Below are 24,735 nucleotides of genomic sequence, written 5' to 3'. Positions count from 1 at the left end.
GCGTTTGCAGCTCGGCTCACTTCACCTTGTACGCCCCATACTCCGGCGGTGCGACACCCGTGCCTGCCCGCGCTGACGGCGGGAACTTTCCGCCGATATCGGTGATGCCATATTCTTTGCCGAGTTCGGCGCCGATCACGGTCTGCCCATTGTGGCGCATCATCTCCGGGTCGTTCCACAATGCCCAGGCGAGGTGGCCGGTGTAGCCTGCCGATTCCAGCGTACCTTCCAGATGCGCGAAGCGTTCGGGCATCTCTTCCATCATCTGCGTCAGCCGCTCGGTGGTGAGCGCCCCCATCCAGACAGAAACGGCCGCCACGTTCGCGCCGGCGTCTGTGAAGTCCACGCCCATGTCGAAGGCCATCTTGTCGACCCCCGCCTTGTGCGCGCCATAGGCGGGGCCGAAGCAGTAGTGCATCGATCCGGGAGACGAGGTGAACAGGATCAGCCCCTTGTCCTGCTGCGTCATGTGCGGCGCGGCGTACCAGGAGGTGACGAAGCCGCTGCGCACGCCGACATCGATCATGTTGCCGATCGCCAGCGGCTTTTCCCAGAACGCGCCGGGCGCGTTGAGCTGATCGTGCACGGCGCAGGCGTTGTTGATCAGGATATCGATGTGGCCTTGTTCGGCGATCACCTGATCGATGAGCGCGGCGATCTGCGCATTGTCGCTGCTGTCGCAGGCAACCGCGATGCCCTTGCCGCCTGCCTCGGTCACTTCGCGCGCGGTGGCATGGATCGTGCCGGGCATCGACGCGTCGCCTTCCTTCTGCGAGCGTCCGGTGACGTAGACCGTGCAGCCATGTGATCCCAGGGCCACGGCAATGCCGCGTCCGGCCCCCCGGCTGGCGCCGGTGACGATGGCGACGGGCGGTGTATCAGGCATGGCGTTTTCTCCCGGTTCTTGTTTCCGGGCAGGCTATCGGGCGGCAATGGCGGGTCAAGCGGGGGCGCGCGCACGAACGCTGCGGCGATGGCGGTGGGCAGGGCGTTGTGGACGCCCGGGGCGGTCCATTTGACGGATCGCCTTCAAATTGCGACTGTTGCAGGACGCTGGCGATGTCTGACACGCCGATCGAGCGGTGCATGGCGCGCCGGAACGAACTTACCCAAAGGAATGTTTATGCAGACCGCAAAGAACGGGGATACCGTGCTTATTGAATTCGTGGTGCGCACAAACGATGGCCGCGTGGTCGGCAATACCGAGCGGGACGGGCCCCAGACCGTGAAGATCGGCAGGGCCGAGGTTTTTCCTCAGATCGACGCCGCGCTGAATGGCATGACCGTTGGTGCGGAACAGACGGTAGCGGTGGCCGCAGCCGATGCCTTCGGGCCAAGGCGCGAAGAAATGGTCATCCAGATTCCCCGCGAGAGCCTTCCACAGGATACCGTTCCGCAACCGGGTATGCAGCTTTCGGCCAGCCAGCAGGATGGCTCGACGCTGAACCTGGTCATTACCGAGGTTGGCGAGCAGTCGGTTACTGCGGACGGCAATCACCCGCTGGCGGGTGAAGACCTGTTTTTCGGGCTGACTATCGTCGAGATCAAGGACGCCGCGTAACCGGCGCGCTGGCGCACGGAGCGTTCCGGCAGCGCTCTGCGCGCTCCGGGTGAGGTCACGACGGTCATTGCTTCCTGCACGGGGCATGAGCAGTGCCGTGCCTAGCTGCTGGCGTCCTTCACCGTTTCCATCGCCACGAACGTGGAAGTGCTGGCCACATGCGGCAGGCTGGAGATCTTCTCGCCGAGCACCGCGCGGTAGCGGCGGATGTCGGCGGTGCGGACCTTGAGCAGATAGTCGAAGTTGCTCGCCAGCATGTGGCATTCCTCGACCTCGGGAATGCGGCGCACCGCGGCGTTAAAGTCGCGCAGCGCCTGTTCGCGCGTGTCGGACAGGCTGACTTCTACGAAAGCGACATGGTCCAGCCCGAGGCTGGCCGGATCGACCACCGCGCGAAAGCCCCGGATCACGCCGCTCTCGATCAGCCTGCGCATCCGTGTCTGGCAAGGCGTCTTGGACAGCCCCACCCGTTCCGCGAGATCGGTGACGGTGATCCGGCCGTCTTCGCGCAGAACGGTGACGATCTTGCGGTCCAAGTCATCCAAATCGACTGTCGTTATGGCTTTTTCCATGGATATCATCCAATTTTGACCGGAAAATAGGTCAGTTTGAATGGTAATATGCCGCTGAAAAGGCAGATTGCCAATTCGGGGCCGTGTAAATTGGCGGGTATGACCGTCATGCCCCCCTTTGCTGCATTCGCCCCCGCCATCCGCGACCTCTCGCCGCTGCGCCACGCCATCGCCGAAGCCCGCCGCCGGGACGAGGTTGCCTGTATTGCGCCCCTGTTGGATGCTGCCGGTGTGACGGTGCACGCGCGTGCTGGGATCCGGGAAACGGCGGCGAAGCTGGTCACGGCCCTGCGCGCGGAGAGCAAGAGACGCGGCGTGGATGCGCTGGTGCAGGAATATGCGCTCTCCAGCCAGGAAGGCGTCGCACTGATGTGTCTGGCCGAGGCGCTGTTGCGCATTCCCGATGCCGCTACCTGCGACGCCCTGATCCGTGACAAGATCGCAGGGGGGAACTGGAGCGGCCACCTCGGCGGCGGCAAGTCGCTGTTCGTCAATGCCGCGACCTGGGGACTGGTCGTTACCGGCAAGCTGGTGGGAAGCGTTGACGACAATGGGCTGTCGGCGGCGCTCACCCGCCTGATCGCGCGTGCCGGTGAACCGGTGATCCGCAAGGGCGTCGATCTCGCCATGCGGCTGCTGGGCGAACAGTTCGTGGTTGGCGAAACTATCGAGGAAGCGCTCAAGCGTGCGCGCGAATGGGAAGCTAGGGGCTTCCGCTACAGCTACGACATGCTGGGCGAAGCCGCGATGACGGCAGCGGACGCCGAGCGCTACTATGCCGACTACGTCGAGGCCATCGCCGCGATCGGCTGGGCTGCCGCCGGCAAGGGCGTGGTGTGCGGCCCCGGCATTTCCATCAAGCTTTCCGCGCTGCACCCGCGCTATGCCCGCGCGCAGGCGGACCGGGTCATGCGCGAACTGCTGCCACGCGTGAAGGCGCTGGCCTCGATGGCGCGCGACTATGGCATTGGCCTCAATATCGACGCCGAGGAAGCGGACCGGCTGGAACTCTCGCTCGAGCTGCTCGAAAGCCTTGCGCTCGATCCTGATCTCAAGGGCTGGGATGGGCTGGGTTTCGTAGTGCAGGCCTATGGCAAGCGCTGCCCGATGGTGATCGACTGGATCATCGACCTTGCCCGGCGCGCGAACCGGCGGATCATGGTGCGTCTGGTCAAGGGCGCTTACTGGGACGCCGAGATCAAGCGCGCGCAAGTGGACGGGCTGGCGGACTTTCCAGTCTATACGCGCAAGGTCCACACCGACATTGCCTATATCGCCTGTGCCCGCAAGCTGCTGGCCGCGCCGGACGAGGTCTTCCCCCAGTTTGCCACGCACAATGCGCAGACGCTGGCAACAATCTATCACCTGGCCGGGCCGGACTTTTCCGCGGGCCAATACGAATTCCAGTGCCTCCACGGCATGGGCGAGGCGCTCTATTCGCAAGTTGTCGGCGCGCACAGGCTGGACCGGCCCTGCCGCATTTATGCGCCGGTCGGCACGCATGAAACCCTGCTGGCCTATCTGGTACGCCGCCTGCTGGAGAACGGGGCGAATTCCTCGTTCGTGAACCGCATTGCCGATCCGGCAGTGCCGGTGGAGGATCTGATCGCTGATCCGGTCGAAGTGGTGCGCGCAATGCCGCAGCCGGGCGCGCGGCACGACCGGATTGCTTTGCCGCAGGACCTGTTCGGGGACCGGCGCAATTCGGCCGGGCTCGACCTGACGGATGATCTGGTACTGGCATCCCTTTCGCGGGACCTGGTCGCATCGGTCGCCCGTGAATGGCACGCTGGCCCCGAAGGCGGCAGTGGTCCGGCGCATCGGGTTTGCAATCCGGCCGATCGTCGCGACTTCGTCGGCACGGTGATCGACACGCCGGTGGAGATGGCGGCGCAGGCTGTGGCCCGCGCGGCGGGAAGCGGCTGGAGCGAGGTTCCTGTCTCGCAGCGCGCGTCGATCCTCGAGCGGGCTGCCGATATGATGCAGTCCCGGATCGGCTCGCTGATGAGCCTCGCCATCCGCGAGGCGGGAAAGTCGGCGGCCAATGCGGTGGCAGAAGTGCGCGAGGCGATCGACTTCCTGCGCTACTATGCCCAGCAGATCGACGAGACGTTCGGGGAGGAACAGGCTCCGCTCGGCCCGGTGGTGTGCATCAGCCCATGGAACTTCCCGCTGGCGATCTTCACCGGCCAGGTGGCTGCCGCGCTCGCCGCCGGCAATCCGGTGCTTGCCAAACCAGCCGAGGAAACCCCGTTGATCGCCGCCGAAGCCGTGCGCATCCTGCACAAGGCAGGCGTGCCGCAGGACGCGCTGCAACTCCTGCCGGGTGACGGCAGCGTGGGCGCCGCGCTGGTCGCCGCGCCGGATGTGGCAGCGGTGATGTTCACCGGTTCGACCGAAGTCGCCCGGCTGATCCAGTGCCAGCTTGCGGGACGTGTTTCGCCCGACGGCCGCCCTATCCCGCTGATTGCCGAGACCGGCGGACAGAATGCGATGATTGTCGATTCCTCTGCGCTTGCCGAGCAGGTTGTGGCCGATGTGATCGCTTCCGCCTTTGACAGCGCAGGCCAGCGTTGCTCAGCGCTCCGCGTCCTGTGCCTTCAGGAGGATATCGCCGACCGCACGTTGGCGATGCTCAAGGGCGCCCTGGCCGAACTGAGCGTGGGCGATCCGGCGCACCTTTCGACCGACATCGGCCCGGTCATCACGGCGGAGGCGCAGCGCGGTATCATCGCCCACATCGAGGCGATGCGGGCGAGAGGCCACCGCGTGACGCAGCTTGCTGTGCCGGGCGAATCCGCAGGGCAGGGCACGTTCGTGGCGCCGAGCATCATCGAGATCGCCTCAGTCAGCGAGCTGGGACGTGAGGTTTTCGGGCCGGTGCTGCATGTCGTGCGCTACCGTCGCGAGGAACTGGACGGGCTGATCGAGGCAATCAACGGGACCGGCTATGGCCTGACATTCGGCCTGCACACCCGGCTCGACGGCATGGTGGCGCATGTGACCGGTCGCGTCCGGGCGGGCAATCTCTATGTGAACCGCAATACCATCGGGGCCGTCGTCGGCGTGCAGCCTTTCGGAGGGCGCGGGCTGTCGGGCACCGGCCCCAAGGCGGGCGGACCGCTTTATCTGGGGCGGTTGGTTCGGCAGGCACCGCAGGTGCTGCGGCCGTCCGGTGGCGGAGTGGCGCTGGTTGAAGCGCTGGCCGGCTGGCTGGACGGGCAGGGCGAAGCTTCCATTGCTGCGCGGGTTCGCGAACTGGGTGCAGCCTCGGCTCTGGGGCTCGAGCGTGAACTTCCCGGCCCGGTCGGCGAGCGCAATCTCTACGCGCTCCATCCACGCGGACAAGTGCTGCTGTGCCCATCGACCCGGGAAGGGCTGCTGGAACAGATGGCCGCAGTTCTGGCCACCGGCAATCACGGGGGCGTAGCGGGCATGGACTTGCCGGAAGGGATGCCTGGGGAAATCGTCGCGCGTTTCCGGCACCGCCCGGAACAGCCCTTTGCCGCATGTCTGGTTGAGGGAGGCGCGGAGAATGTTCGTGTCGCTTCGGAGATGGTGAGCCGAATTGAAGGCCCGATCATTCCGGTTCACAGCGACCCTGGCCCCCATTGCATCTGGTTGCTTGAGGAAGTCTCGATCTCGATCAACACGACGGCGGCGGGCGGCAATGCCAGTCTGATGGCCATCGGCTAAGTTAACTTCGAATAAGCAGTTTTCGCGTAGCGCGGTCTGGCGGTGCGGCGCCTTTCGCCGCGCGAAGACGGCAGAGGCCATGCGGCACGAGCAACTTTGGGATGGACATCCGCTGACGGCGGAGGCGGATGCGTGGCTTTCCGCGCACGACCTGCCGTGCGATGCACGCGTCGCACAAGGCTGGCGCCGCCTCGAAGCGTTCGGCAGCCTGCCGTCGCAGACGCTCGCTTTTCACGCAGCGCTGTCCGAAACGATGATGACGGATCTTGTCGTCAGCATCGCAACGGCCGGAAGCGCAGGCGATGTGACGGCGATCCTGCCGCTCTGCCGCCGCCGTGGCCTGCTGACGCACTGGCATGCGGCTGGCGTGCAGCAGGTCTACGAACCGGTCGATGCGCTTTGCGCTTCGCCCGCTGCCGCCGCGCAACTGGCGGCGAGTCTGTCACGGCTCCGGCGGCCGCTGCAACTGGACCGCATTCCGGCCGCTTCTCCGCTCGTGCCGGCCCTTGCGTCGGCGATCAAGGGCAAGGGCCTTGTGGTCACGCGTCCGGCGACGGCATGCCCCAGGATCGTCTTCGAGCCGGGTGAAGCGGCCCCCGAGCAGCGCTTCAATTCCGGCCGCCGGTCGGATTTCCGCCGCGCCCGCCGCCGCGCCGAGGCAATGGGCGAAGTTTCCTTTGAAATGCACGCCCCATGTCCGGAGACGTTCGATCGGCTTTTCGACGAGGCAGTCGCCGTCGAGCAGCGCGGCTGGAAGGGCGAGAGCGGATCGGCGCTGGGCTGCGAAGCTGCCAAGGGTGCGTTCTTCCGCGACTTCCTGTGCCGCATGAGCCGGGATGGCAATTGTCGTATCGCGTTCATGCGCATCGGCGGGAGAGCCGTTGCCATGCACCTCGCGGTAGTGTTCCAGGGCCGCTACTGGCTCTTCAAGATCGGTTTCGATGGCGATTACGCGCGCTGCTCGCCTGGCAATCTGCTGATGCTGTTCGCCATGTCTGACGCCATGAAGCAGGGGCTGGGCGGTATTGAACTGCTGGGTGAGGTTGAAGACTGGATCAGCGAGGTGTGGACGCAGGATACCACACCTTGTGTTCGTCTGCAGACTTATCCGTTCAACCTGCGCGGACTGACTGCTCTGCTCGCCGACGCGGTCGAATGGGCATGGCACCGTCTGCCTTTCCCGCGGAGCGCTTCGTGAGCACTGGCCTTTCGACGCGGCTTGTGCAGATCTGCGCGCGCACGGCAGAGGTGCTGGGACCGGCACCGGAAGCGTCGGATGCGGCCCGTGCCTGCCGCGTGCTCAGGCGTAGCGGGAATGCCGTGACGCTCAGCTATTTTCCGGCGTGGGATGGTGTGGCTGCAGGGATCATCGAGGCCTGTGCGAAACTCTCGGCGGAAATGGCCGGGCAGTCCCCGGGCACCTGCCTTTCGATCAAGGCGCCGCCGCTCTATTTCGACAAGGACAACCTGCGGGCGGTGGCTGCCCCTGCCAGCGAGGTGGGGATGACCATTGTGTTCGATGCGCTGACTCAAGTGCAGGCGGAGCAGACGCTCGATCTCGTTGAATGGATGGCCGGGGAATTTCCTTCGGTCGGTGTGGTGCTACCCGCGCGCTGGCGGCGCAGCGCGGACGATGCCCGACGGTTCCGTGACAGCCCGGTGCGTATCCGGGTGGTCAAGGGTGAGTGGGCTGATCCCGGTGGCGACGTGCCGGATTTCGAAGCGGGCTACCTCGATCTCATCCGCATTCTGGCGGGCCGCAATGCACCGGTCGCCGTGGCGACGCATCACCCGCCGCTGGCCGCCCAGGCCTTGCCGGTGCTGCAGCAGGCGGGAACACCTTGCGAGTTGGAGCAACTACGCGGACTGCCAGCCCGCCGCACCCGCCGGATCGCGCAAGAGCTCGGTGTGCCGGTGCGCGTCTTCCTGCCGTTCGGTCCCGGCTGGTGGCCCTATGCTGCCGTGAAGCTGGTGGAGCGGCCCTATCTTCCCATGTGGTGGCTGAAGGACAGGCTGGCCTAGACCGTCGACAGGCAGCCGTCAGGCATTAGCGGTTCTTGCCGCCGGTGCAGCGCGAGTGTCAGCAGGAAGATGGCGAGCCCGCCCAGCGACAGGCCAACCCCGATCCAGCCAGTGACTCGCAAGCTGTAGCCCGCACCGATAGCGAGCCCGCCCAGCCACGGGCCCAGCGCATTGGCCACGTTGAACGCGCTGTGGTGGGCAGCCGCTGCAAGAGCCTGTGCTTCGCCCGCCACGTCCATCAGCCGGGTCTGGAGGATCGTGCCGAGGCCGCCGCCGAAACCAATCAGGAGGATGTCGAAAGCCAGCAGCCAGATATTGCCTGCCACCAGAGGAAACAGACCAAGCGCGGCGGTGCTCCAGATGAAAGCACCGATTGCCGCGTGGTTGAGTTTGCGATCAGCGAGCCAGGCCCAGAACAGGTTGCCTGCCGTCATGCCCACACCAAAGACTGCCAGCACCAGCGGCACAAACGCCTCGGGAACCTGGGTTACTTCGAGCATGGTCGAGGCAACATAGGTATAAACGCAAAACAGGCCGCCAAAGCCGATGGCGCCGGTCAGAAGGGTCAGGAGGACCTGTGGGCGGCGCAGGGCGCCCAGTTCGCGCAGCGGGCTCGATCTGGGGCCACCATGGTCGTGGGGCGCGAACAGGGTGACAAGCGCCATGGTCAGCAGTGCTAGCCCGGCAACGATGCCGAAGCCGCTGCGCCAGCCGATGATCTGACCCAGCCAGTTGGCTGCCGGAACGCCGATGATCGTTGCCACGGTCAATCCGGTCATGACCTTGGCGACCGATTGGGCACGGGCATTGGCTGGCACGAGCGAGGCGGCGACCAGCGCGGCAACGCCGAAGTAGGCGCCATGAGGCAGGCCGCTCAGGAAACGGAACAGCAGCAGCGTGGGATAGCTGGCGGCCAGTGCGCTCAATCCGTTGCCGAAGGCGAACATGCCCATCAGTCCGATCAGCAGCGTGCGGCGGGCGAGGCGCGCGCCCAGAACCGCGATCGTGGGCGCGCCCACGACGACACCGAGTGCGTAGGCGCTGATCGCATGGCCTGCCTGAGGCTCGCTCAATCCCAGATCGCGCGCGAAATAGGGGACAAGGCTCATGGCCGCGAATTCGGTCGTGCCGATCGCGAAAGCGCCCATCGCTAGTGCCAGGATGATAAGAGCGGGGAGGCCGGACGCGGGGCGCTCGAGCGGTCTAACTGTCATGATATACTGCAAGAATCCGGGGGGAGTTGGGATTCTGGTGCGTTCAGGCCCACTTGGGAAGAGGGTTAGGCGTGCGTTTATTGCACGTACCGGCGATTGCGATGCAATTGACGGAGTAATTTCAGGAGGTGGGACGGCGATAGCCGCCCACGCTCCCGAAATTCAATGGGTCATGGGTCAGAGCCCCGGATCGAAGTCGGGGGCGACCTGCTCGGTGTGATCGGCGGTGTGGTGTGCGACGTGAATGCCGCACTCGGTCTTGTCCCAGCCGCGCCAGCGGCCCGAGCGCGGGTCTTCACCCGGTGCGACCTTGCTGGTGCAGGGCATGCAGCCGATCGAGGGGTAGCCCTGAGCCACCAGCGGGTGGGGCGGCAGGTCATGCTCCTCGATATAGGCGGCGAGGCGCTCTGCGGACCAGTCGATCAACGGGTTGATCTTCAGGCGGCCCTGCTCGTCGGTCGTGTCGATCTCGAAGCGGGGCAGGGTCGCGCGGGTCGAGGCCTGGAAGGCCTTGCGGCCGGTGATGGAGGCATCGAGCCCGAGCAGCGCCTTTTCCAGCGGCTTCACTTTGCGGATGTCGCAGCACCCGTCGGGGTCGTAGGACCAGCGCAGCCCGTTCTCGTCCTTCTTTGCCAATTCTGCGGCATCGGGCGTGAGGTTGCGCAGGTCCTTGAGGCCGAGACGCTCTACCAGCAGGTCGCGATAGGCCAGCGTCTCGGGGAAATGCTTGCCGGTTTCGAGAAACAGCACCGGCACCGAGGGATCGACGCGGCTGACGAGGTGCAGCAGCACCGCGCTTTCCGCGCCGAAGCTGGAGACGATGCCCACATCCCCCGCCATGCGTTCCTTGAGCAGCGTCTCGAGCATTTCGAGCGTGTCTGCGCCGCGGAACAGGCGGTTGAGGCGCACCGCATCGGCCTCGCGGAAGCGCGGGCCGGTGTCGATGCGATCGCGGATGCGGGTGGCGTCGGTCATTTCGGTAATCCCTTGGGGAAGCCCCTTCAGCTCTGGTGCCGCAGCGCCCAGATGGGCTGGCGGCCGTCAGCAGTCGCCTGATAGACATTGTCCCAGCGGTCGAACGCGTTCTGCGCGTCGGCGGGGTTCAGCGGTTTGTCGGGCGCGAAGGCATCGAAGCCGCAGCGCTTGAGGTGGCTCAGCATGTCGATCACGACATCGCCCACCGCGCGGATCTCGCCGGTGAAGCCTGCTTCGCGCAGGACGCGCGCGGAGGAATAGCCGCGCCCGTCGGTCCACGCCGGGAAGTTCACTTCGATCAGGCGCAGACGGTCGAGGAACGGCAGCAGCGCGCGGGCATCGTCACCCGGCTCGATCCGCACCGCGGTGGCGTTGGTCTGCTCGGTGAATGCGTCGACCGTGACGGCGGAATCGTTGACCGCTTCGTCCTCACGAAAACGGAACTGCACATCAACCATAGATAGCCTCCTTGAACGGGTCCATGCCGATACGGCGGTAGGTGTCGAGGAAGCGTTCGCCATCCTGCTTGTTGGAAAGATAGACCTCGGTGGCCTTTTCGACGGCATCGACGATGCCGTTCTCGTCGAAGCCCGGGCCGGTGATCTTGCCCAGCGAGGTATCTGCGCCCTCGCAGCCGCCGAGCAGGAGCTGGTAGTTCTCGACGCCCTTCTTGTCGACGCCGAGGATGCCGATGTGGCCCGCATGGTGGTGGCCGCAGGCGTTGATGCAGCCGGAAATCTTGAGCTTCAGCTCACCGATTTCAGCCTGCTTTTCGCTCGAACCGAAGCGTTCTGAAATCTTCTGCGCGACCGGGATCGAACGCGCGTTGGCCAGCGAGCAATAGTCGAGGCCGGGGCAGGCAATGATGTCGCCGACGGTGTCGAGATTGGCGGTGCCGATGCCCGCTTCGTCCAGCGCCTTCCACAGCGTGTAGAGGTCAGCCTTCTTCACGTGCGGGAAGACGATGTTCTGGGCGTGGGTCACGCGCAGTTCGTCGAAGCTGTAGTCCTTCGCCAGCTGCGCCATGAGGCGGATCTGGTCGGCGGTAGCGTCACCCGGAATGCCGCCGACGGGCTTCAGGCTGACGTTGGCGATGACATAGCCCGCCTGCTTGTGGGCATGGGTGTTGCGCTCCACCCAGAGGCGGAAGTCGGGATCGGAGAGGTCCAGATCGTCCGAGGCGTCGGCTTCGAAGGCCGGATCGGTGAAGTACTGCTTGATGCGCTCCAGCTCGGCGATCGGCGGCTCGATGCCCATGGTGAGCAGGTGCGCTAACTCTTCCTCGACCTGGCGCGTGTATTCATCCTTGCCCAGCTCATGGACGAGGATCTTGATGCGCGCCTTGTACTTGTTGTCGCGGCGGCCATAGCGGTTGTACACGCGCAGGCACGCTTCCGAGTATGTGATCAAGTGGTCGAGCGGCACGAATTCCTTGATCATCGGGCCGATCATCGGCGTGCGGCCCATGCCGCCACCAACGTAGAACTGCGCGCCGATCTCGCCAGCCGCGTTCTTCACCATCTTGATGCCGATGTCGTGCAGGCGCATGGCCGCGCGGTCAGTCTCGCTGGCGATGACCGCGATCTTGAACTTGCGCGGCAGCGTCAGGAATTCGGGGTGGAAGCTCGACCACTGGCGCAGCAGTTCGGCATAGGGGCGCGGATCGACGATCTCGTCGGCCGCGGCTCCGGCGTACTGGTCCGAACTGATGTTGCGAATGCAGTTGCCGCTGGTCTGGATCGCGTGCATTTCCACCGCAGCGAGATCCGCGAGGATATCGGGCGTGTCTTCCAGCTTGATCCAGTTGTACTGGATGTTCTGGCGGGTGGTGAAGTGGCCATAGCCGCGGTCGTACTTGTCCGCGATGTCGCCCAGCACCTTCATCTGCGCCGAGTTCAGCGTGCCGTAAGGCACCGCGACGCGCAGCATGTAGGCGTGCAGCTGCAGGTAGAGGCCGTTCTGCAGGCGCAGCGGGCGGAACTGCTCCTCGGTCAGATCGCCCGAAAGGCGGCGGCGGACCTGATCGCGGAATTCCGCGACGCGGGTGTCGACCATCTGCTGGTCATAGGAATCGTACTTGTACATCAGATCACCCAGTTCACGGCTTCGGGGTCGCTCGGCTTGAGCGTCAGGTCGGGGCGCACGGTCGGGCCGAGCGCGCGGATGCGGTCCTTGATGTGGGCGGGGCGCACGCCCTCGGACGTCTTCTCGCCATCGATGACATAGGCAGCGAACACGTTCTGCGCGCCTTCCTCGCGGGCGATGATCTTCGCGCCCTCGTCGCCAACATCGGTGGCGTCGTTGACGTCGAGCGACCAGCCCACGCCGGTCCACCAGGTGACCGCTCCGGTCTTGAGGTCGTTTCCAGTCAGGATCTTCACTTCTGTGCCTCCAGCGCCTCGGTTGCGAGCGCGCGAATGGTGTTGTCGGGTTCGGCGGTGACGTTGCCGATGACGATCAGGGCAGGGCTCTTGACCTTCTCGCCCTCGACGAGATTGGCAAGCCCGGCCAGCGGCGCGCGTAGCACGCGCATCTGGCTGCGTGTGGCATTCTCGATCACGGCGACGGGTACGTCGGGCGCAAGGCCGTCAGCCATCAGCTTTTCGGAAATCTGTGCCGAGGTCGCCAATCCCATAAAGATGACGAGCGTGCGGCCCTTGCCGGCAAGGCCGGACCAGTCCTGATCGCTCAGGCCCTTGCATTGCCCGGCGACGAACGAGACAATCGAGGCGTGGTCGCGATGAGTCAGCGGGATCTGCGCAGCGGCAGCGGCGCCCAGTGCCGAGGAGATGCCCGGCACGACTTCGACCGGCACGTCAGCTGCGCGGCAGGCCTCGGCCTCTTCGCCGCCCCGGCCGAACACGAAGGGATCGCCGCCCTTGAGGCGAACGACGTCGTTTCCGGCCAGCGCCTCGCGCACCAGCAGTGCGTTGATCTCTTCCTGCTTCATGGTGTGGCGCGAGCGGCTCTTGGCGACCGAGACCATGCGTGCACCCGGGCGCGCCATGGCAAGGATCGCCGGATCGACCAGGCCGTCATGCACGATCAGCCCGGCGCTCATCAGCAGCCGCGCCGCGCGCAGCGTCAGCAGGTCCGGATCGCCGGGGCCTGCGCCGACAAGGTAGACCTTGCCAGTGGATGCCTTGCGGCCGGACGGGGGGGGAGTCGCTTCCATACTGGGCACATGGCGGCGATCGTCCTGAGGTGCCAGCCAGAATGGCTTTGGGGTGCATTAGGCGAGCTTTACCCGCGGCAATTCCGCCGGTTTGGAGCAGCCTGAGCTAACGCGTTCGCTAACCAAATATTAACTCGGGACGACGAGATTCGGCGCTCCATGGGAGACAGGCCATGTCGATTTCAGCGCGTTTTGAAGACATCCAGCCCGCAGAGGGGCAGTCCCGCGCATTGCGGCGCAGGCTCCAGTTCGAGACGCAGGGCGCGCTTGAATCCGGGCGGGCCGCGCCGGTGCAGGTTCACAACCTGTCCGAGACGGGACTGCTGCTCGAAGCGCACGCGGATCTGGAAATTGGCGAGGCGATAGCACTCGACTTGCCCGAAGCCGGCCAGGTGCGCGCACGTGTGGCCTGGGCAAGCGGCACTCTCTACGGCTGTGCGTTTGACGTGCCGCTTTCGCCGGCGGCACTGAGTGCCGTCCAGCTGCGCAGCGCAGTGCAGAACGAGGGCGGCCTCGGGCCTGCGCCCACGCCTGCGGGTGTGGCTGCGATCGGCGGCGAAAGCTTTGGCGAGCGTCTGCACCGGCTGCGCAAGCTGCGAGGTTTTACCCAGGGCGAACTGGCAAGCAGGCTTGGCGTCAGCAAGCCGACGGTCTGGGCGTGGGAGCAGGGGCGCGCGCGCCCGATCGAAGAACGGCTCGATGCGATCGCGGAAGCCCTGGGCGTGACAAGCGCGGAGTTGCGGCCCAGCCGTACCGTGCCCGGCCTTCCTGACCTGATCGCACGCTGCCGTGACCAGATTGCCGCGGCTGTCGAGACGACGCCGGACAAGATCAGGATCATGATCGAGCTCTAGATTGTGTGGTCCGGCCAGCCGGATCCCTGCACACTTTCAGATATCGCAAGAGCCACTGCGGGATGTGCGGTGGGGATAAGCTGAATTGTGGCAAATTTCCGACTTTCCGAATCTGTTTCTCGATGGTAAATATATGAATAACAATCATAAAGTATAACTCAGTTATATAACGGGTGTAACGCGTTCTGCTTTGGTTGTTGGTTTGAGTTGGTGCGATTGAATTCTGTGTGGGTATTTTATCGCTCTGTCTCATTTCGATTTATGAAGTTCGGGGCGTCGCCGAAATGGACATGAATTTTACGACTCAGGACAGTTCAGCTCTTTATGGACTGCTGGCAGAGAGCGCGTCGGATGTGATCCTCAAGACGGATCTTGGCGGCTTCATTCTCCACGCGTCCCAAGCGCTTGAGCGGCTGGGGTTCCGAACGGCGGACAGGCAATCGCCGCCATGCCTTCTCGATCTGGTGTCGCCCGAATCGCGAGACGAAGTCCAGCGTGCCTATGCGGATGCGCTGTCCGGCGCAGGGCCGGGGCATCCGGTGGAATTTCCGGCACTCACCACCGACCAGCGGCAGCGCTGGTTCGAGATCCAGACGCGGGCGCTGAAGAACGAAAGCGGTGAACCCTGCGGCGCGCTCAGCATCCTGCGCAATGTCGACGAGCGGCGGCGGCTGGAGCAGCAGTTGTTCGCCGCCACTTACACTGACCCGCTGACCAAGCTGACCAACCGCGCTGCCTTCGTCTCGATGCTCGAGCATATGGTCGACAAGGAGATGGACGGCTGCCTGGCGCTGTTCAGCATCGACTTCTTCCGCACCATCAACATGCAGTATGGCCAGAGTACCGGGGACGACGTGCTGGTGGTCTTCGCCAACCTCCTGCGCGAGATGCTACGTTCCGAGGACATCATCTCACGCATCGGTTCCGAGCGCTTCGCCGTGCTGCTTCCCCGCGCCACGCCCGAACAGGCCGAGGCGATCTGCAGCCGCGTGATCGCAACGCTTGCCGAACTGCGCCAGAAAGTGGGCGAAAGCCGCTTTGCCATCACCGCCAGCGCCAGTGTCGCCCGGATCGCGGACAATCTGGATTCCACCCTCGAGCGCGCCGAAATGGCGCTGTTCGTTGCCAAGGCCAAGGGGCGCAACCGCCTGGAAATGGAAAAGGCGCTGCAGAAGGTGCGGCACTAGGATGAACGAGAAGCCGGTTTCGGAACGGGTTGCTTGTGCGCCGCATGGCAGGAATGTCGGGGGGAGCGGACGCTATTCCGTGTAAGACCTTGTGCGGCATTTCGGGCACGGATCAATTATCCAAGGAAACATGAAGGGCCCCAACTGAGTAACAACGCCATGCCCGCACTTGCGCGGCTTGAAGGCAATGAGAAGGGCTCTGAGTCCGAAGTATGCGGAGATGCAGACCCAAACTACTCGTAAAGCCAGCGGGGCGTCCCCAGAGAAAGCAGCGGTGAGTGCGAGAATTCCAAAGACCATGAGCTTTGCGGTCTCAGTGGATTTGGATTTCACCTCTAGTTCTCCTCCGGCACGCGCAGCCTTTACCCTGCGGATCACTTCATGTCAGGCCATCATCGGGGTGGCTTTTTCGCCATTTGCCAATGCCTGCAATGTCGGCGTGTCCGGAAGGGCAGATTTCCGGTTAAAAGGTTGAAATGCTGACGTTCCGATGAACGGCAGACCGCTGTTGACACCGGCTCAGTCTGCCTAGGTGGCCGCAAAGTCGGGATTTCGGGCGCTCGCGGTCACTCCCGCGTTTGACCTTCACAACCCCACCCGTCGCACTCTACTTCGAAACTGTCTTCCATTTGCAGATATGTCATTGTCAGTTCGCGGATCGCCTCTTCGTCAGTTGTTTGACTGCGAACCAGAAATAGCCATGGCTGGCCATCTTCATCCGCTTCAACAAACTCCAAAACGCGAAATCCCCAGTTCGAACTCGCAAATTCAAGGCGTCGAAGTGCTTCGATTGTTCCTCTGAATGAAACATCAACATCTCGGATGACATGCGGTAGATCGCCATGGTCTCGAAGCCTTTGGATCACCGCAAGGTCAGCAGCCCATACCTCATTCCAACGTTCTGGATCGATCGGCGTCACAATGTCTCCATCGCGTTTTGACGTCAGTAGAGGTCGATCAGATAGACCATTGAGCTATGTCCGCAATGTCGGCGAGTCCGGAACCGCCGCATCTAGGCACAAATCCTCGCCAACGGACTGCGACCGACGCGCTGGCAGCGCCGCCGTCTATTCCTCTGCGTCAGCCGCGAAGAAGCGCTGGATCACGTCGCGGGCGATGCGGGCGGGGCGCATGGTATGTGCATCGACGCAGCACCAGCTCGACTTGACTTCGGCCAGCACTTCCTCGCCGCGCCGGATCACGGTTTCGTAGAAGGCCCGTGCGCCCTGCACCTTTTCGACGAGGACGGTGGCGATCACGTCGTCTTCGAGGAAGGCGGGTTTGCGATACGTGATCTCGTGCTTGAGCGCGACCCACAGGTGCTTGGCGATCGCGTCGGATGGCGCCAGCGCGCGCCAGTGGTCGAGCACGGCCTCCTGAACCCATTTCAGATAGCTGGCGTTGTTGACATGACCCATGAAGTCGATGTCGGCAGGATCGATACCGATCGGAAAGCGGTGGGGAATCGCGTGGTTCACGTATACGTCAATAGCACCATCCGGCGCCCGGATACAGCGGCTATCCGGAAAAACCGGGCGTTCCCGGTCATTCTTTGCGCATCGCGTCCACCAGCTCGCGAAAGGCGGCATTCTCGCGCAGGTTGAGGTCTCGCTGAGGGAAGGGGATTTCTATGCCGTGCTCCTTGAACAGGTGCCACAGCGCTTTCAGCACTTCGGAACGGACGTTGCCGACGCCTTCCTCGGGGTCGGTTATCCAGCAGTGGATGATGAAGTTGACGCTGCTGTCGCCATAGGCGTCCAGCCACGCCGTCGGCGGCGGCGTCTTGAGCACGCGCTTCACCGAGCGCGCGGCCTGCAGCATCAGTTCCTCGGCCTTCACGATGTCGGAAGAGTAGGCGATGCCTACCGGCACCGGGATGCGCACGTTCTTGCTGGAGTAGGACCAGTTCTCCACCTGATTGATCATCAGGTTCTCGTTCGGGATGAGGTATTCCTTCTGGTCGCGCGTGGTCAGCGAGATGGCGCGGATACCGATGCGGCGGATCTGACCGAAGGTGGAATTCCCGGCCTGATCGGTGATCGCGATCACGTCGCCCGGCTTGATGGACTTGTCCATCAGCAGGATGATCCCCGAGATCAGGTTGCCGAAGGTCTTTTGCAGGCCGAAGCCGATGGCAAGGCCGAAGGCACCGGAGAAGACCGTGAAAGCCGTCAGATCGACCCCGAGGATGTCGATGCCGACGAGGATGGCGATGGTCCAGACAGCAAGGCTGGTCATCTTCTCGGTCAGCAGGCGCTGGGTCAGGTCCAGGCGCGTCGCATTCGCCAGCAGGCGGTGGGCAAACTTGCTGGTCGCCCAGGCGATCGAACTCAGGACCGCCACGACAAGCACGACCACGGTCATGTCCCACAGCGAGATGCGTGTGCTGCCCACTTGCAGAGCAAGGCTGTCCAGCGTGTTGACGATCCCGCCGATGGATTCGCTGTGCGACGTGACGGCGTGTTTCAACCCTTCGGCGCCGGCGACGGGCTGGTCGATGACCGCAGGGATGATCGTGGGTGTGGGGCTGGGGACCAGAACTTCGGCATTGGCAGCGGCGCTGGCATCGCCGGTTGGCGGACTGCTGGCTGCGGCGGCAAGAAAAGCGATCATTCCGCGCTCCAGGTGGACAGGGCCTGTTCGATATCCGCAATCAGGTCGGCAGGGTCTTCGAGGCCGATCGACAGCCGAACGCCATACCGGTCGGCCGCCAGCGCGGGCGCGGGCGGCCACGCCATGCAGCTGCGGTAGACGGCGGGATCGATCGGCAGGGCAAGGCTTTCGTATCCGCCCCAGGAAAAGCCGATGCCGAACAGCGTGAGCGCATCGACAAAGCGGTTGCGCGCCGCCGCGCTGCCACCCCTGAACACGAAGCTGAACAGCCCGCAGCCGCCCGTGAAATCACGCTTCCACAGCTCGTGGCCGGGCGCGCCCGGCAGCATCGGGCAGAACACTTGCGCGACTTCCGGGCGGTGTGACAGCCACTGCGCAATTGCGAGCGCGGTCTCGGTCTCCTGTTTCAGGCGCAGATGCAGCGTGCGCAGGCCCCGCAGGGCAAGCGAGGCATCGTCGGGCGAGACCACGGTGCCCAGCTGCTGCGCGCGAGTGCGCAGCTTTGCGTAAAGTTCGGGCCCGGCGCTGGCGCTTCCCATCATCAGGTCGGAATGGCCGCCGACATGCTTGGTCAGCGCCATCAGGGTAATGTCGATGCCCTTTTCGAGGGCCTGAAAACCCAGCGGGCTGGCCCAGGTATTGTCGAAGATCGAAACCGCACCCTGGGCGCTGGCGATGCGGGCCAGTTCGGGCAGGGCGCAGACTTCCATCGACAGGCTGCCCGGAGCCTCCAGCAGCACTGCGCGGGTGCGTTCACAGAAAGCAGCTTCGTAAGCCGACAGGTCGAGCGGATCGAAGAACCGCGGCTCGATCCCGAAGTCGTGGAGCAGCCCTTTGCCCATGGTACGACTGGGGTCGTAGGCATTGTCGCTGATCATCAGCACATCACCGGGCCTCAGCACGGTGAGCAGGACTCCGGCGATGGCGGCCACACCCGAAGGATAGAGCACTGTGCCCGCCGCCCCCGGTTCGAGCTGTGTCAGCGCCTCGCTCAACGCCCATTGCGTCGGCGCACCGCGGCGTCCGTAGAAGAAGCGGCCGTCCTCGTTCTTGCGGGGCCCTTCAGCCAGCGCGGCGGTGTTTTCATAGAGGTGGGTGCTGGCGCGCCATACCGGCGGGTTTACGACAGCACCGGTCCATTCCTTGCGCCTTCCGGCACCGACGACTTTCGTGCCGGCTGCTGCATTTTCCAAATTGCTCGTGTCGCTCAAGGTCTTCTCCGCTGTCGCGTGAGGAAGCCTAGCCGGTGGCGCGGGCAGGGTCGAGGGCCAAGAGCACGGTACGGCGCGCAGGCTCGATTTCACGGCCGGCGAGGCCGGTGATCTGACGCGGTCCCGCGTCGAGGCGCAACGGTGCCAATGCCGGTCCTTCACCGGCAAGGCCCACCGTGAAGACGAACCCGAGTTCGAGATGGGGCAGGGTGGGATCATCCTCTCCCACCAGTGCGAGCCGGACAAGCGGCACCATGAACGATGCCCCGTTCCGTTGCAGAGGCCGCACAGCGGCGAGCGGCACTTGCAGTTCGCCCTTGATCTCGAGGACCTGCCCGGGCGTCATGCGGGGAAAGGCTTGCACGACGCCCAGCGTTTCCGGCGGTGGCGCCAGTTGCTGGTCTCTCGGCATCGATGCATGGGCCGAGATCATGTCCGCCAGAAGCTGGCCGGACGGGATGTCTGTCCTGGCCGTCAACACCAGACGGAACTGCAGGGTGGCATAGACGAGCGACAGTCGCATCGCGCCTGGCTCGAACATCAGATCTCCGCTTGCCCGACGGCGTTCAGGAGAGGGTGTGGGCTGAGAGGCCAGTGAGGCTGCAGGGGACGGGGGCGAGCGGGGACCGACAGGCACCTCAGCCTGATCCGTGACCGGGATTTCTTCGGGTTGTTCTCGGGGGGCTTCTCTTGTTCGGCGGCGCCAGAGGAAAGAACCTGCCGCAAGTACAGCGAGGCCGGCGGGCAGCGCCCACCACCATACCGGCCATTCGCTATCCGGTGATTCCGGCGCGATCAGGGTTTCGACCGGCGGGGCGGCGGCGGGAGCGGTGGTGGTTTCTGCTTCGGGCGTATCGGTGGGGACGATGACTGCCGGTTCGGCTGGCGGGGCAGGTGCAGCGCGTGCAGTCGATGGGGCGGGGGCCGGCACCGGCTGCGGCGCAATGCGTACCTCAGGCGGTATGATGACCGGAGCCGGTGCGGGCGATGCCGAAACCGTGGGTTCAGGCGCTGGGGCCTCGGGCGCCGTGGAGCGGACTACCGGATTCTGCGCATCGATAGGGCCTTGTGCAGACGGGGCCGTATTGCTCGCCTCGGGCGCTGGGAGGCTCCAGCTGTCCAGCGATTGGGCGGACGCCGACGTGGCAGCGAGGATCGCGAAATGAACGGTGCCAGCAAGCGCGCCCGCAAAGAATAGTGATTTGCCCCTCATGACCGGATGATCTGAGGCGTTCATGCTCTGAACCGGGTGTTAATGCGCCGCGATGCAGCGGCCAGCCGTGGCGGGGAGCCGCCGAACCGGTGCGACTTGGCGCTTGTCAGCGCGCGGCGTTGGCGGCATGGCCGGGGCATGACCGACACACCTCTTTCTCCGCTGCACCTCGGCCAGACGAGCGCGCTTCCGGCGTCGCCTGAAGAGGCGGTGCTCGACTATGTGCCCAATCCGCGCGTGGGCAATCTCTACCTCGTGCGCTTCGCCGCGCCCGAGTTTACCTCGCTGTGCCCGGTGACCGGCCAGCCCGATTTCGCGCATCTGGTGATCGACTATGCGCCGCAGATGAACATCGTCGAATCGAAGAGCCTCAAGCTCTTCCTCGGATCGTTCCGAAATCATGCAGGCTTCCACGAGGATGTGACAGTGGGCATCGGCCAGCGCCTGTTTGACGAGATGAAGCCGCGCTGGCTGCGGATCGGCGGCTACTGGTATCCGCGCGGCGGCATTCCCATCGACGTGTTCTGGCAGTCCGGGCCGGTGCCGGGAGGGCTGTGGGTGCCCGATCAAGGCGTGGCAGGCTATCGCGGCAGGGGTTGATTCCGGGCTGTCAGTCCACGGCAGAGGCGAACTGGAGACCGTTTACGCGAGTCAGGTCCACGGTTCCCTTCCCTAGTACGGTCAGCTGGCGGCTGGATAGGCACTGCGCGTAGACCGTAGGAGCATCGGCGCGCATCGCCGCTTCGCTGCCGAGCGCATCTTCCAGTTGCGCCGTGCATTCCGCGCGGCTGCTGTAGGTCTGTACCGGGACATCGAGGCGGCGGCAAGCGGTCGCATTGTCCGAACAACCGAACAGGGCAAGGGCGAACAGGACTGTGCTCATCCGAAAAAACTCCTTCCTTGCCAAGGACAACGGCCGGGCTGCTGAATCTTTCCCGTGTTTGGGAAAAGATTCTTTGATCCATGTCGTCCCGGCGTGCGGTATTTTTCGTCTAACGGACCGCCAGCGGGGCCGATGTGGCATTCCGCACTGGAACCATGTGAAACCTTGCGCGTATGAGAACGGCCATGGATCAGACCAAAGCCAAACTCATCATCCGTCAGGCCACCGTTGACGATGCTCCGGCCATCGCCCGTCTCTCGGTCAAGGTTTATGGCAAGGCGGATGCCTTCACGCGCGCCGAAATCCGGGGTCAGGTGATCAATTTTCCCGAAGGTCAGTTTGTCGCCGAGTACGAAGGCAAGGTCGTCGGTCACTGCGCGACGATGATTGTCACCGCCGATCTCGCCTTCAAGCCGCATACCTGGGAAGAGATCAGCAACGGAGGCTATGGCCGGCCGCCGGCCGAGGATGGCGACGTGCTCTATGGCTTCGAAGTCAGCGTTGATCCTGATTTCCGCCGCCTGCGCATCGGCCAGCGGCTCTACCGTAAGCGCAAGGAGCTGTGCCAGTACTTCGAATTGAAGGGCATTGCCTTTGCCGGCCGCATGCCCGGCTACTACCGCCGCAAGCGGACATATCCCAACCCGGCCGACTACCTGCAGGCGGTAAAGGACAAGAAGCTGCGCGATCAGGTCATCAATTTCCAGATGAGCCAGGGTTACGAGGCGCGCGGCATCCTTCCCGACTATCTGCCGAACGACAAGGAAAGCGGCGGCAACGCCGTCATCATGTACTGGACCAACCCGCTCGCCCCACGCGATACCGGCAAGGCCATTCCGGGGCTTAAGGAGCGCGTGCCGTCGAACGTGCGCGTTGCCACTGTGCAGTTCATGATGCGCAAGATCGAGACGATCGACCAGTTTGAGGAACAGGTGGAATACTGGGTCGATGTCGCCGCCGACTACGAGAGCGATTTCGTGGTGTTCCCCGAACTGTTCACGCTGGAACTGCTTTCAATCGAGGAGAAGAAGCTCGAACCGTCAAAGGCAATCGAGAAAATCGCGGAATACACCGGCCGGTTCGTCGAATTCATGCAGAAGATGGCGGTCAGCTACAACATCAACATTATCGGCGGCTCGCATCCGACGCAGGTCAAGCTGGGGCATGGCAAGAGCGAGATTCGCAACATCGCCTACACCTTCCTGCGTGATGGTTCCGTTCACGAGACGCAGAAGCTGCACCCCACGCCCTCCGAGCGGCGCTGGTGGAATATCAAGGGCGGTTATGGCGCCAATGTGATCCCTACCGACTGCGGCCCGATCGGGGTGATGATCTGTTATGACAGCGAGTTCCCCGAACTCGCGCGCCACCTCGTCAACCAGGGTGCGTTGCTGATGTTCGTGCCGTTCTGCACCGATGAGCGGCGCGGTTACCTGCGGGTGCGCTATTGCTGTCAGGCGCGCGCGGTGGAGAACCAGTGCTATGTCGTGACGTCAGGCGTTGTCGGCAATTTGCCGAACGTCGAGAACATGGACGTGCACTACGCTGAAAGTGCGATCCTGACGCCTTCGGATTTCCCGTTCTCGCGTGACGGTGTAGCAGCCGATACGGCGCCCAACACGGAAACCATCGCCATTGCCGATCTCAGCCTCGACGCACTGCTGACCGCGCGCCAGTCGGGCGCGGTTCAGAACCTCAAGGACCGCCGGTTCGATCTCTACCGCGTCGAATGGACGCAGGCGCAGGGCTGAGCGCGGAAAAACGATGCATCTGCTTCCAGACCTTCACGCCGCCAGCGCCATCCTCATCGCGCTGGTCATGTTCTACGGCTTCATGAACGGCCGGTTGCGGGTCGAGATCGTGTCGCTGCTGACGATCGGTTCGATCGCGCTGCTGCTATACGTTCTGCCGATGCCGGGGCAGGACAAGTACGCCGGGCTCCAGCTCGCGTTCGAGGGGTTCGGGCACTATGCGCTCGTCACCATCTGCTCGTTGATGATCCTTGGTCGCGGCATGGTGGTTACCGGCGCACTCGATCCGGCGGCGCGGCTGCTGGCGCAGATGTGGCGTCACAACAAGGCCGTCGCGATGCTGGTAACGCTGATCGTATGCCTGTTGCTCAGCATGGTCATCAACGACACACCGGTGCTCGTGCTGATGATCCCGATCCTGGTGCAGATGGCTTCGCAGGGAGGCCTGCCTGCCTCAAAGACGCTGATCCCGGTCAATGCCGCAATCCTGATCGGCGGCATGTCGACTACCATTGGTACCTCCACCAACCTGCTCGTTGTCTCGATCGCCAGCGATCTCGGCATGCGGCAGTTCCATGTCTTCGAGTTCACGCCGATCGTGCTCATCGCGATCCTGCCGGCACTGCCCTATATGTGGCTCGTCATGCCGCGCCTGTTGCCGGACAATACGCGCGCCGTGGCCTCGCAGAGCCGCCGCTTCCTGGCCAAGTTGCGCATTGCGGCGGATTCGCCGGTACGCGGCAAGACGATCGAGGAGGCACGTGGCCGCCTGCCCGAAGGGGTCGAGGCCTGGCTGCCGCCCTCGACCGGCGGCCACGTACATCGCCGGATGCTGGCAACCGGCACCTTCGAAGGCCTGCAGGAAGCCGCGCGCAAGCTGTCCGGCACGCTGGCGCCGCACTGGCTGGTCGAGAAGATCCGCACAGAATCCGGGCGTTCTGGCAAGGATCTGATGGTTGCCGAGATGATCGTCGCGCCTGACAGCCGCCTGATCGGTCTGACGCCCAAGACCGCTGGTTTCGAGGGGGTCGCCATGCTGGGCATCCATCATGTCCGCCAGCCGCTGCGCGATACAAGGCAGAACACCCCCGACGCCCCGATGAAGGAAGGCGACGTGCTGCTCGTCATGGGGATGCCCGAGGACCTGCAGCGCTTTCGCGAGGCGGACGGGTTGCTGCAGCTGGAAGGCGGTCAGGAAATCGCGCGCTCGGGCAAGGCGCCGGTGGCGCTGGCGATCATGCTGGGATCGGTTGGCCTGGCATCGCTGGGCATGGTGCCGATCGCGATATCGGCGCTGGCAGGCGCGATCCTGATGTTCGCGACGGGCTGCGTGCGGTTCGAGCGGGCCGGGCGGGCGCTCTCGGGGCAGGTGATCGTGCTCGTCGCCGCCTCGATCGCGCTGGGAAAGTTCATGCTGGTATCGGGTGCGGCGGCCTGGCTGGGCGGTCTTCTTGCCTCGGTGCTGCAATTCCTGCCGCCCGCGGGCGTGCTGGCCGCGATCATGATCTTCGTGACCACGCTCACCAATTTCGCGTCCAACTCGGCCGCGGCGGCAGTGGGTACGCCAATTGCCTTCAACATCGCGGAAAAGCTGGGACTACCCGCCGAACCGCTGGTGCTGGCCGTCCTGTTCGGCTGCAACTTGTGCTACGCGACCCCGGTCGCCTACCAGACCAACATGATGATCCTGGCCGAAGGCGACTACAGGTTTGCCGACTACTTGCGCTCGGGCATCCCGCTGGTGGCGATCATGGTCGCCACGCTCTCGGCCTCACTGGTGTTCTGGTACGGAATCTAGCCCGGGTTGC

24 protein-coding genes are annotated in these 24,735 nt (G+C 64.2%); 10 read left to right on the top strand and 14 right to left on the bottom strand.

The window, feature by feature from the left end:
• Window positions 1–16: 16 nt before the first annotated feature.
• Complete coding sequence (locus MTR64_RS10440) at window positions 17–886, bottom strand: SDR family NAD(P)-dependent oxidoreductase (protein ID WP_243993528.1); 870 nt, start codon at window positions 884–886, stop codon at window positions 17–19.
• Between the two features lie 237 nt (window positions 887–1,123).
• Here MTR64_RS10440 and MTR64_RS10435 point away from each other — a divergent pair, with 237 nt between their 5' ends.
• Window positions 1,124–1,561 carry an FKBP-type peptidyl-prolyl cis-trans isomerase gene (locus MTR64_RS10435; protein ID WP_243993527.1) on the top strand — a complete coding sequence of 146 codons (438 nt, stop codon included), beginning with the start codon at window positions 1,124–1,126 and terminating at the stop codon, window positions 1,559–1,561.
• 101 nt (window positions 1,562–1,662) lie between these two features.
• On the opposite strand, the gene MTR64_RS10430 is transcribed toward MTR64_RS10435, so the two are convergent.
• Window positions 1,663–2,133, bottom strand: a complete 471-nt coding sequence (locus tag MTR64_RS10430; protein WP_243993526.1) for an Lrp/AsnC family transcriptional regulator — start codon at window positions 2,131–2,133, stop codon at window positions 1,663–1,665.
• Window positions 2,134–2,232: 99 nt separating this feature from the next.
• On the opposite strand from MTR64_RS10430, the gene putA reads away from it, so the two are divergent.
• From putA to MTR64_RS10415, 3 genes are all read left to right on the top strand, one after another.
• Complete coding sequence (gene putA, locus MTR64_RS10425) at window positions 2,233–5,829, top strand: trifunctional transcriptional regulator/proline dehydrogenase/L-glutamate gamma-semialdehyde dehydrogenase (protein ID WP_243993525.1); 3,597 nt, start codon at window positions 2,233–2,235, stop codon at window positions 5,827–5,829.
• 79 nt (window positions 5,830–5,908) lie between these two features.
• Window positions 5,909–7,027 carry a GNAT family N-acetyltransferase gene (locus tag MTR64_RS10420; protein WP_243993522.1) on the top strand — a complete coding sequence of 373 codons (1,119 nt, stop codon included), beginning with the start codon at window positions 5,909–5,911 and terminating at the stop codon, window positions 7,025–7,027.
• Window positions 7,024–7,851 (top strand): proline dehydrogenase family protein, encoded by an 828-nt coding sequence (locus tag MTR64_RS10415; protein WP_243993520.1) that lies wholly within the window; start codon window positions 7,024–7,026, stop codon window positions 7,849–7,851. Before MTR64_RS10420 ends, MTR64_RS10415 begins: the two co-directional genes overlap by 4 nt.
• Here MTR64_RS10415 and MTR64_RS10410 read toward each other — a convergent pair.
• From MTR64_RS10410 to cobA, 6 genes are all read right to left on the bottom strand, one after another.
• Window positions 7,848–9,065 carry an MFS transporter gene (locus MTR64_RS10410; RefSeq protein WP_243993518.1) on the bottom strand — a complete coding sequence of 406 codons (1,218 nt, stop codon included), beginning with the start codon at window positions 9,063–9,065 and terminating at the stop codon, window positions 7,848–7,850. The two genes, MTR64_RS10415 and MTR64_RS10410, sit on opposite strands and share 4 nt — an antisense overlap.
• Window positions 9,066–9,242: 177 nt before the next feature.
• Window positions 9,243–10,040, bottom strand: a complete 798-nt coding sequence (locus MTR64_RS10405; protein WP_243993516.1) for a phosphoadenylyl-sulfate reductase — start codon at window positions 10,038–10,040, stop codon at window positions 9,243–9,245.
• A gap of 26 nt (window positions 10,041–10,066) precedes the next feature.
• Complete coding sequence (locus tag MTR64_RS10400) at window positions 10,067–10,498, bottom strand: DUF934 domain-containing protein (protein WP_243993513.1); 432 nt, start codon at window positions 10,496–10,498, stop codon at window positions 10,067–10,069.
• The gene (locus MTR64_RS10395; protein WP_243993511.1) at window positions 10,491–12,125 is read right to left on the bottom strand and encodes a nitrite/sulfite reductase; all 1,635 of its coding nucleotides are present in this window, start codon (window positions 12,123–12,125) and stop codon (window positions 10,491–10,493) included. The genes MTR64_RS10400 and MTR64_RS10395 overlap by 8 nt, the downstream gene beginning before the upstream one ends.
• Window positions 12,125–12,421: a DUF2849 domain-containing protein gene (locus MTR64_RS10390; RefSeq protein ID WP_243993510.1), complete on the bottom strand. Its 297-nt coding sequence runs from the start codon at window positions 12,419–12,421 to the stop codon at window positions 12,125–12,127. The genes MTR64_RS10395 and MTR64_RS10390 overlap by 1 nt, the downstream gene beginning before the upstream one ends.
• The gene (cobA, locus tag MTR64_RS10385) at window positions 12,418–13,215 is read right to left on the bottom strand and encodes a uroporphyrinogen-III C-methyltransferase (protein ID WP_243993509.1); all 798 of its coding nucleotides are present in this window, start codon (window positions 13,213–13,215) and stop codon (window positions 12,418–12,420) included. The genes MTR64_RS10390 and cobA overlap by 4 nt, the downstream gene beginning before the upstream one ends.
• 173 nt (window positions 13,216–13,388) lie before the next feature.
• On the opposite strand from cobA, the gene MTR64_RS10380 reads away from it, so the two are divergent.
• From MTR64_RS10380 to MTR64_RS10370, 3 genes are all read left to right on the top strand, one after another.
• Window positions 13,389–14,069, top strand: coding sequence for a helix-turn-helix domain-containing protein (locus MTR64_RS10380; protein WP_243993508.1), 681 nt, complete (start codon window positions 13,389–13,391; stop codon window positions 14,067–14,069).
• A gap of 290 nt (window positions 14,070–14,359) precedes the next feature.
• Window positions 14,360–15,256: a GGDEF domain-containing protein gene (locus MTR64_RS10375; RefSeq protein ID WP_243993506.1), complete on the top strand. Its 897-nt coding sequence runs from the start codon at window positions 14,360–14,362 to the stop codon at window positions 15,254–15,256.
• A gap of 298 nt (window positions 15,257–15,554) precedes the next feature.
• Window positions 15,555–15,731: a hypothetical protein gene (locus MTR64_RS10370; protein WP_243993504.1), complete on the top strand. Its 177-nt coding sequence runs from the start codon at window positions 15,555–15,557 to the stop codon at window positions 15,729–15,731.
• 91 nt (window positions 15,732–15,822) lie between these two features.
• Here the strand turns inward: MTR64_RS10370 and MTR64_RS10365 are convergent, their stop codons facing one another.
• The 5 genes from MTR64_RS10365 to MTR64_RS10345 all read right to left on the bottom strand — a co-directional run bounded on the left by MTR64_RS10365 (window position 15,823) and on the right by MTR64_RS10345 (window position 19,621).
• Window positions 15,823–16,176, bottom strand: a complete 354-nt coding sequence (locus MTR64_RS10365) for a ribonuclease E inhibitor RraB (protein WP_243993502.1) — start codon at window positions 16,174–16,176, stop codon at window positions 15,823–15,825.
• A 147-nt stretch (window positions 16,177–16,323) separates the two neighbouring features.
• Complete coding sequence (locus MTR64_RS10360) at window positions 16,324–16,734, bottom strand: acyl-CoA thioesterase (protein ID WP_243993500.1); 411 nt, start codon at window positions 16,732–16,734, stop codon at window positions 16,324–16,326.
• A gap of 67 nt (window positions 16,735–16,801) precedes the next feature.
• Window positions 16,802–17,869: a mechanosensitive ion channel family protein gene (locus MTR64_RS10355; protein WP_243993497.1), complete on the bottom strand. Its 1,068-nt coding sequence runs from the start codon at window positions 17,867–17,869 to the stop codon at window positions 16,802–16,804.
• On the bottom strand, window positions 17,866–19,080 hold the full coding sequence (metC, locus tag MTR64_RS10350) for a cystathionine beta-lyase (RefSeq protein WP_243993495.1): 1,215 nt from the start codon (window positions 19,078–19,080) through the stop codon (window positions 17,866–17,868). Before metC ends, MTR64_RS10355 begins: the two co-directional genes overlap by 4 nt.
• A 28-nt stretch (window positions 19,081–19,108) precedes the next feature.
• On the bottom strand, window positions 19,109–19,621 hold the full coding sequence (locus MTR64_RS10345) for a hypothetical protein (protein WP_243993493.1): 513 nt from the start codon (window positions 19,619–19,621) through the stop codon (window positions 19,109–19,111).
• 810 nt (window positions 19,622–20,431) lie between these two features.
• Between MTR64_RS10345 and queF the strand changes: the two genes are divergently transcribed.
• A complete protein-coding gene (queF, locus tag MTR64_RS10340; RefSeq protein WP_243993492.1) occupies window positions 20,432–20,893 on the top strand; it encodes a preQ(1) synthase in 462 nt (153 codons plus the stop codon).
• A 10-nt stretch (window positions 20,894–20,903) separates the two neighbouring features.
• Here queF and MTR64_RS10335 read toward each other — a convergent pair whose 3' ends face one another.
• A complete protein-coding gene (locus MTR64_RS10335; RefSeq protein ID WP_243993491.1) occupies window positions 20,904–21,176 on the bottom strand; it encodes a hypothetical protein in 273 nt (90 codons plus the stop codon).
• 185 nt (window positions 21,177–21,361) lie between these two features.
• Here MTR64_RS10335 and MTR64_RS10330 point away from each other — a divergent pair, with 185 nt between their 5' ends.
• The gene (locus MTR64_RS10330; protein WP_243993490.1) at window positions 21,362–22,927 is read left to right on the top strand and encodes a carbon-nitrogen hydrolase family protein; all 1,566 of its coding nucleotides are present in this window, start codon (window positions 21,362–21,364) and stop codon (window positions 22,925–22,927) included.
• 13 nt (window positions 22,928–22,940) lie between these two features.
• A complete protein-coding gene (locus MTR64_RS10325) occupies window positions 22,941–24,725 on the top strand; it encodes an SLC13 family permease (protein ID WP_243993489.1) in 1,785 nt (594 codons plus the stop codon).
• The last annotated feature ends 10 nt before the right edge of the window (window positions 24,726–24,735 follow it).

Source organism: Novosphingobium album (ex Hu et al. 2023) (genome assembly GCF_022832385.1).
GTDB classification, from domain to species: domain Bacteria; phylum Pseudomonadota; class Alphaproteobacteria; order Sphingomonadales; family Sphingomonadaceae; genus Novosphingobium; species Novosphingobium album.
The sequence above is the reverse complement of the archived record's forward strand: the minus strand, read 5'-3'. Positions and strand labels throughout refer to the sequence as shown.

Bases quoted from the DNA above. Each gene is read 5' to 3' on its own strand.
- MTR64_RS10405 (WP_243993516.1), bottom strand. From the start codon at position 10,040: ATGACCGACGCCACCCGCATCCGCGATCGCATCGACACCGGCCCGCGC.
- MTR64_RS10400 (WP_243993513.1), bottom strand. From the start codon at position 10,498: ATGGTTGATGTGCAGTTCCGTTTTCGTGAGGACGAAGCGGTCAACGAT.
- MTR64_RS10345 (WP_243993493.1), bottom strand. From the start codon at position 19,621: ATGTTCGAGCCAGGCGCGATGCGACTGTCGCTCGTCTATGCCACCCTG.
- MTR64_RS10325 (WP_243993489.1), top strand. From the start codon at position 22,941: ATGCATCTGCTTCCAGACCTTCACGCCGCCAGCGCCATCCTCATCGCG.
- MTR64_RS10355 (WP_243993497.1), bottom strand. From the start codon at position 17,869: ATGATCGCTTTTCTTGCCGCCGCAGCCAGCAGTCCGCCAACCGGCGAT.
- queF (WP_243993492.1), top strand. From the start codon at position 20,432: ATGACCGACACACCTCTTTCTCCGCTGCACCTCGGCCAGACGAGCGCG.
- MTR64_RS10410 (WP_243993518.1), bottom strand. From the start codon at position 9,065: ATGACAGTTAGACCGCTCGAGCGCCCCGCGTCCGGCCTCCCCGCTCTT.
- MTR64_RS10395 (WP_243993511.1), bottom strand. From the start codon at position 12,125: ATGTACAAGTACGATTCCTATGACCAGCAGATGGTCGACACCCGCGTC.
- putA (WP_243993525.1), top strand. From the start codon at position 2,233: ATGACCGTCATGCCCCCCTTTGCTGCATTCGCCCCCGCCATCCGCGAC.
- MTR64_RS10330 (WP_243993490.1), top strand. From the start codon at position 21,362: ATGGATCAGACCAAAGCCAAACTCATCATCCGTCAGGCCACCGTTGAC.
- MTR64_RS10440 (WP_243993528.1), bottom strand. From the start codon at position 886: ATGCCTGATACACCGCCCGTCGCCATCGTCACCGGCGCCAGCCGGGGG.
- MTR64_RS10375 (WP_243993506.1), top strand. From the start codon at position 14,360: ATGAATTTTACGACTCAGGACAGTTCAGCTCTTTATGGACTGCTGGCA.
- MTR64_RS10435 (WP_243993527.1), top strand. From the start codon at position 1,124: ATGCAGACCGCAAAGAACGGGGATACCGTGCTTATTGAATTCGTGGTG.
- cobA (WP_243993509.1), bottom strand. From the start codon at position 13,215: ATGGAAGCGACTCCCCCCCCGTCCGGCCGCAAGGCATCCACTGGCAAG.
- MTR64_RS10370 (WP_243993504.1), top strand. From the start codon at position 15,555: ATGAGCTTTGCGGTCTCAGTGGATTTGGATTTCACCTCTAGTTCTCCT.
- MTR64_RS10335 (WP_243993491.1), bottom strand. From the start codon at position 21,176: ATGAGCACAGTCCTGTTCGCCCTTGCCCTGTTCGGTTGTTCGGACAAT.
- MTR64_RS10430 (WP_243993526.1), bottom strand. From the start codon at position 2,133: ATGGAAAAAGCCATAACGACAGTCGATTTGGATGACTTGGACCGCAAG.
- MTR64_RS10380 (WP_243993508.1), top strand. From the start codon at position 13,389: ATGTCGATTTCAGCGCGTTTTGAAGACATCCAGCCCGCAGAGGGGCAG.
- MTR64_RS10420 (WP_243993522.1), top strand. From the start codon at position 5,909: ATGCGGCACGAGCAACTTTGGGATGGACATCCGCTGACGGCGGAGGCG.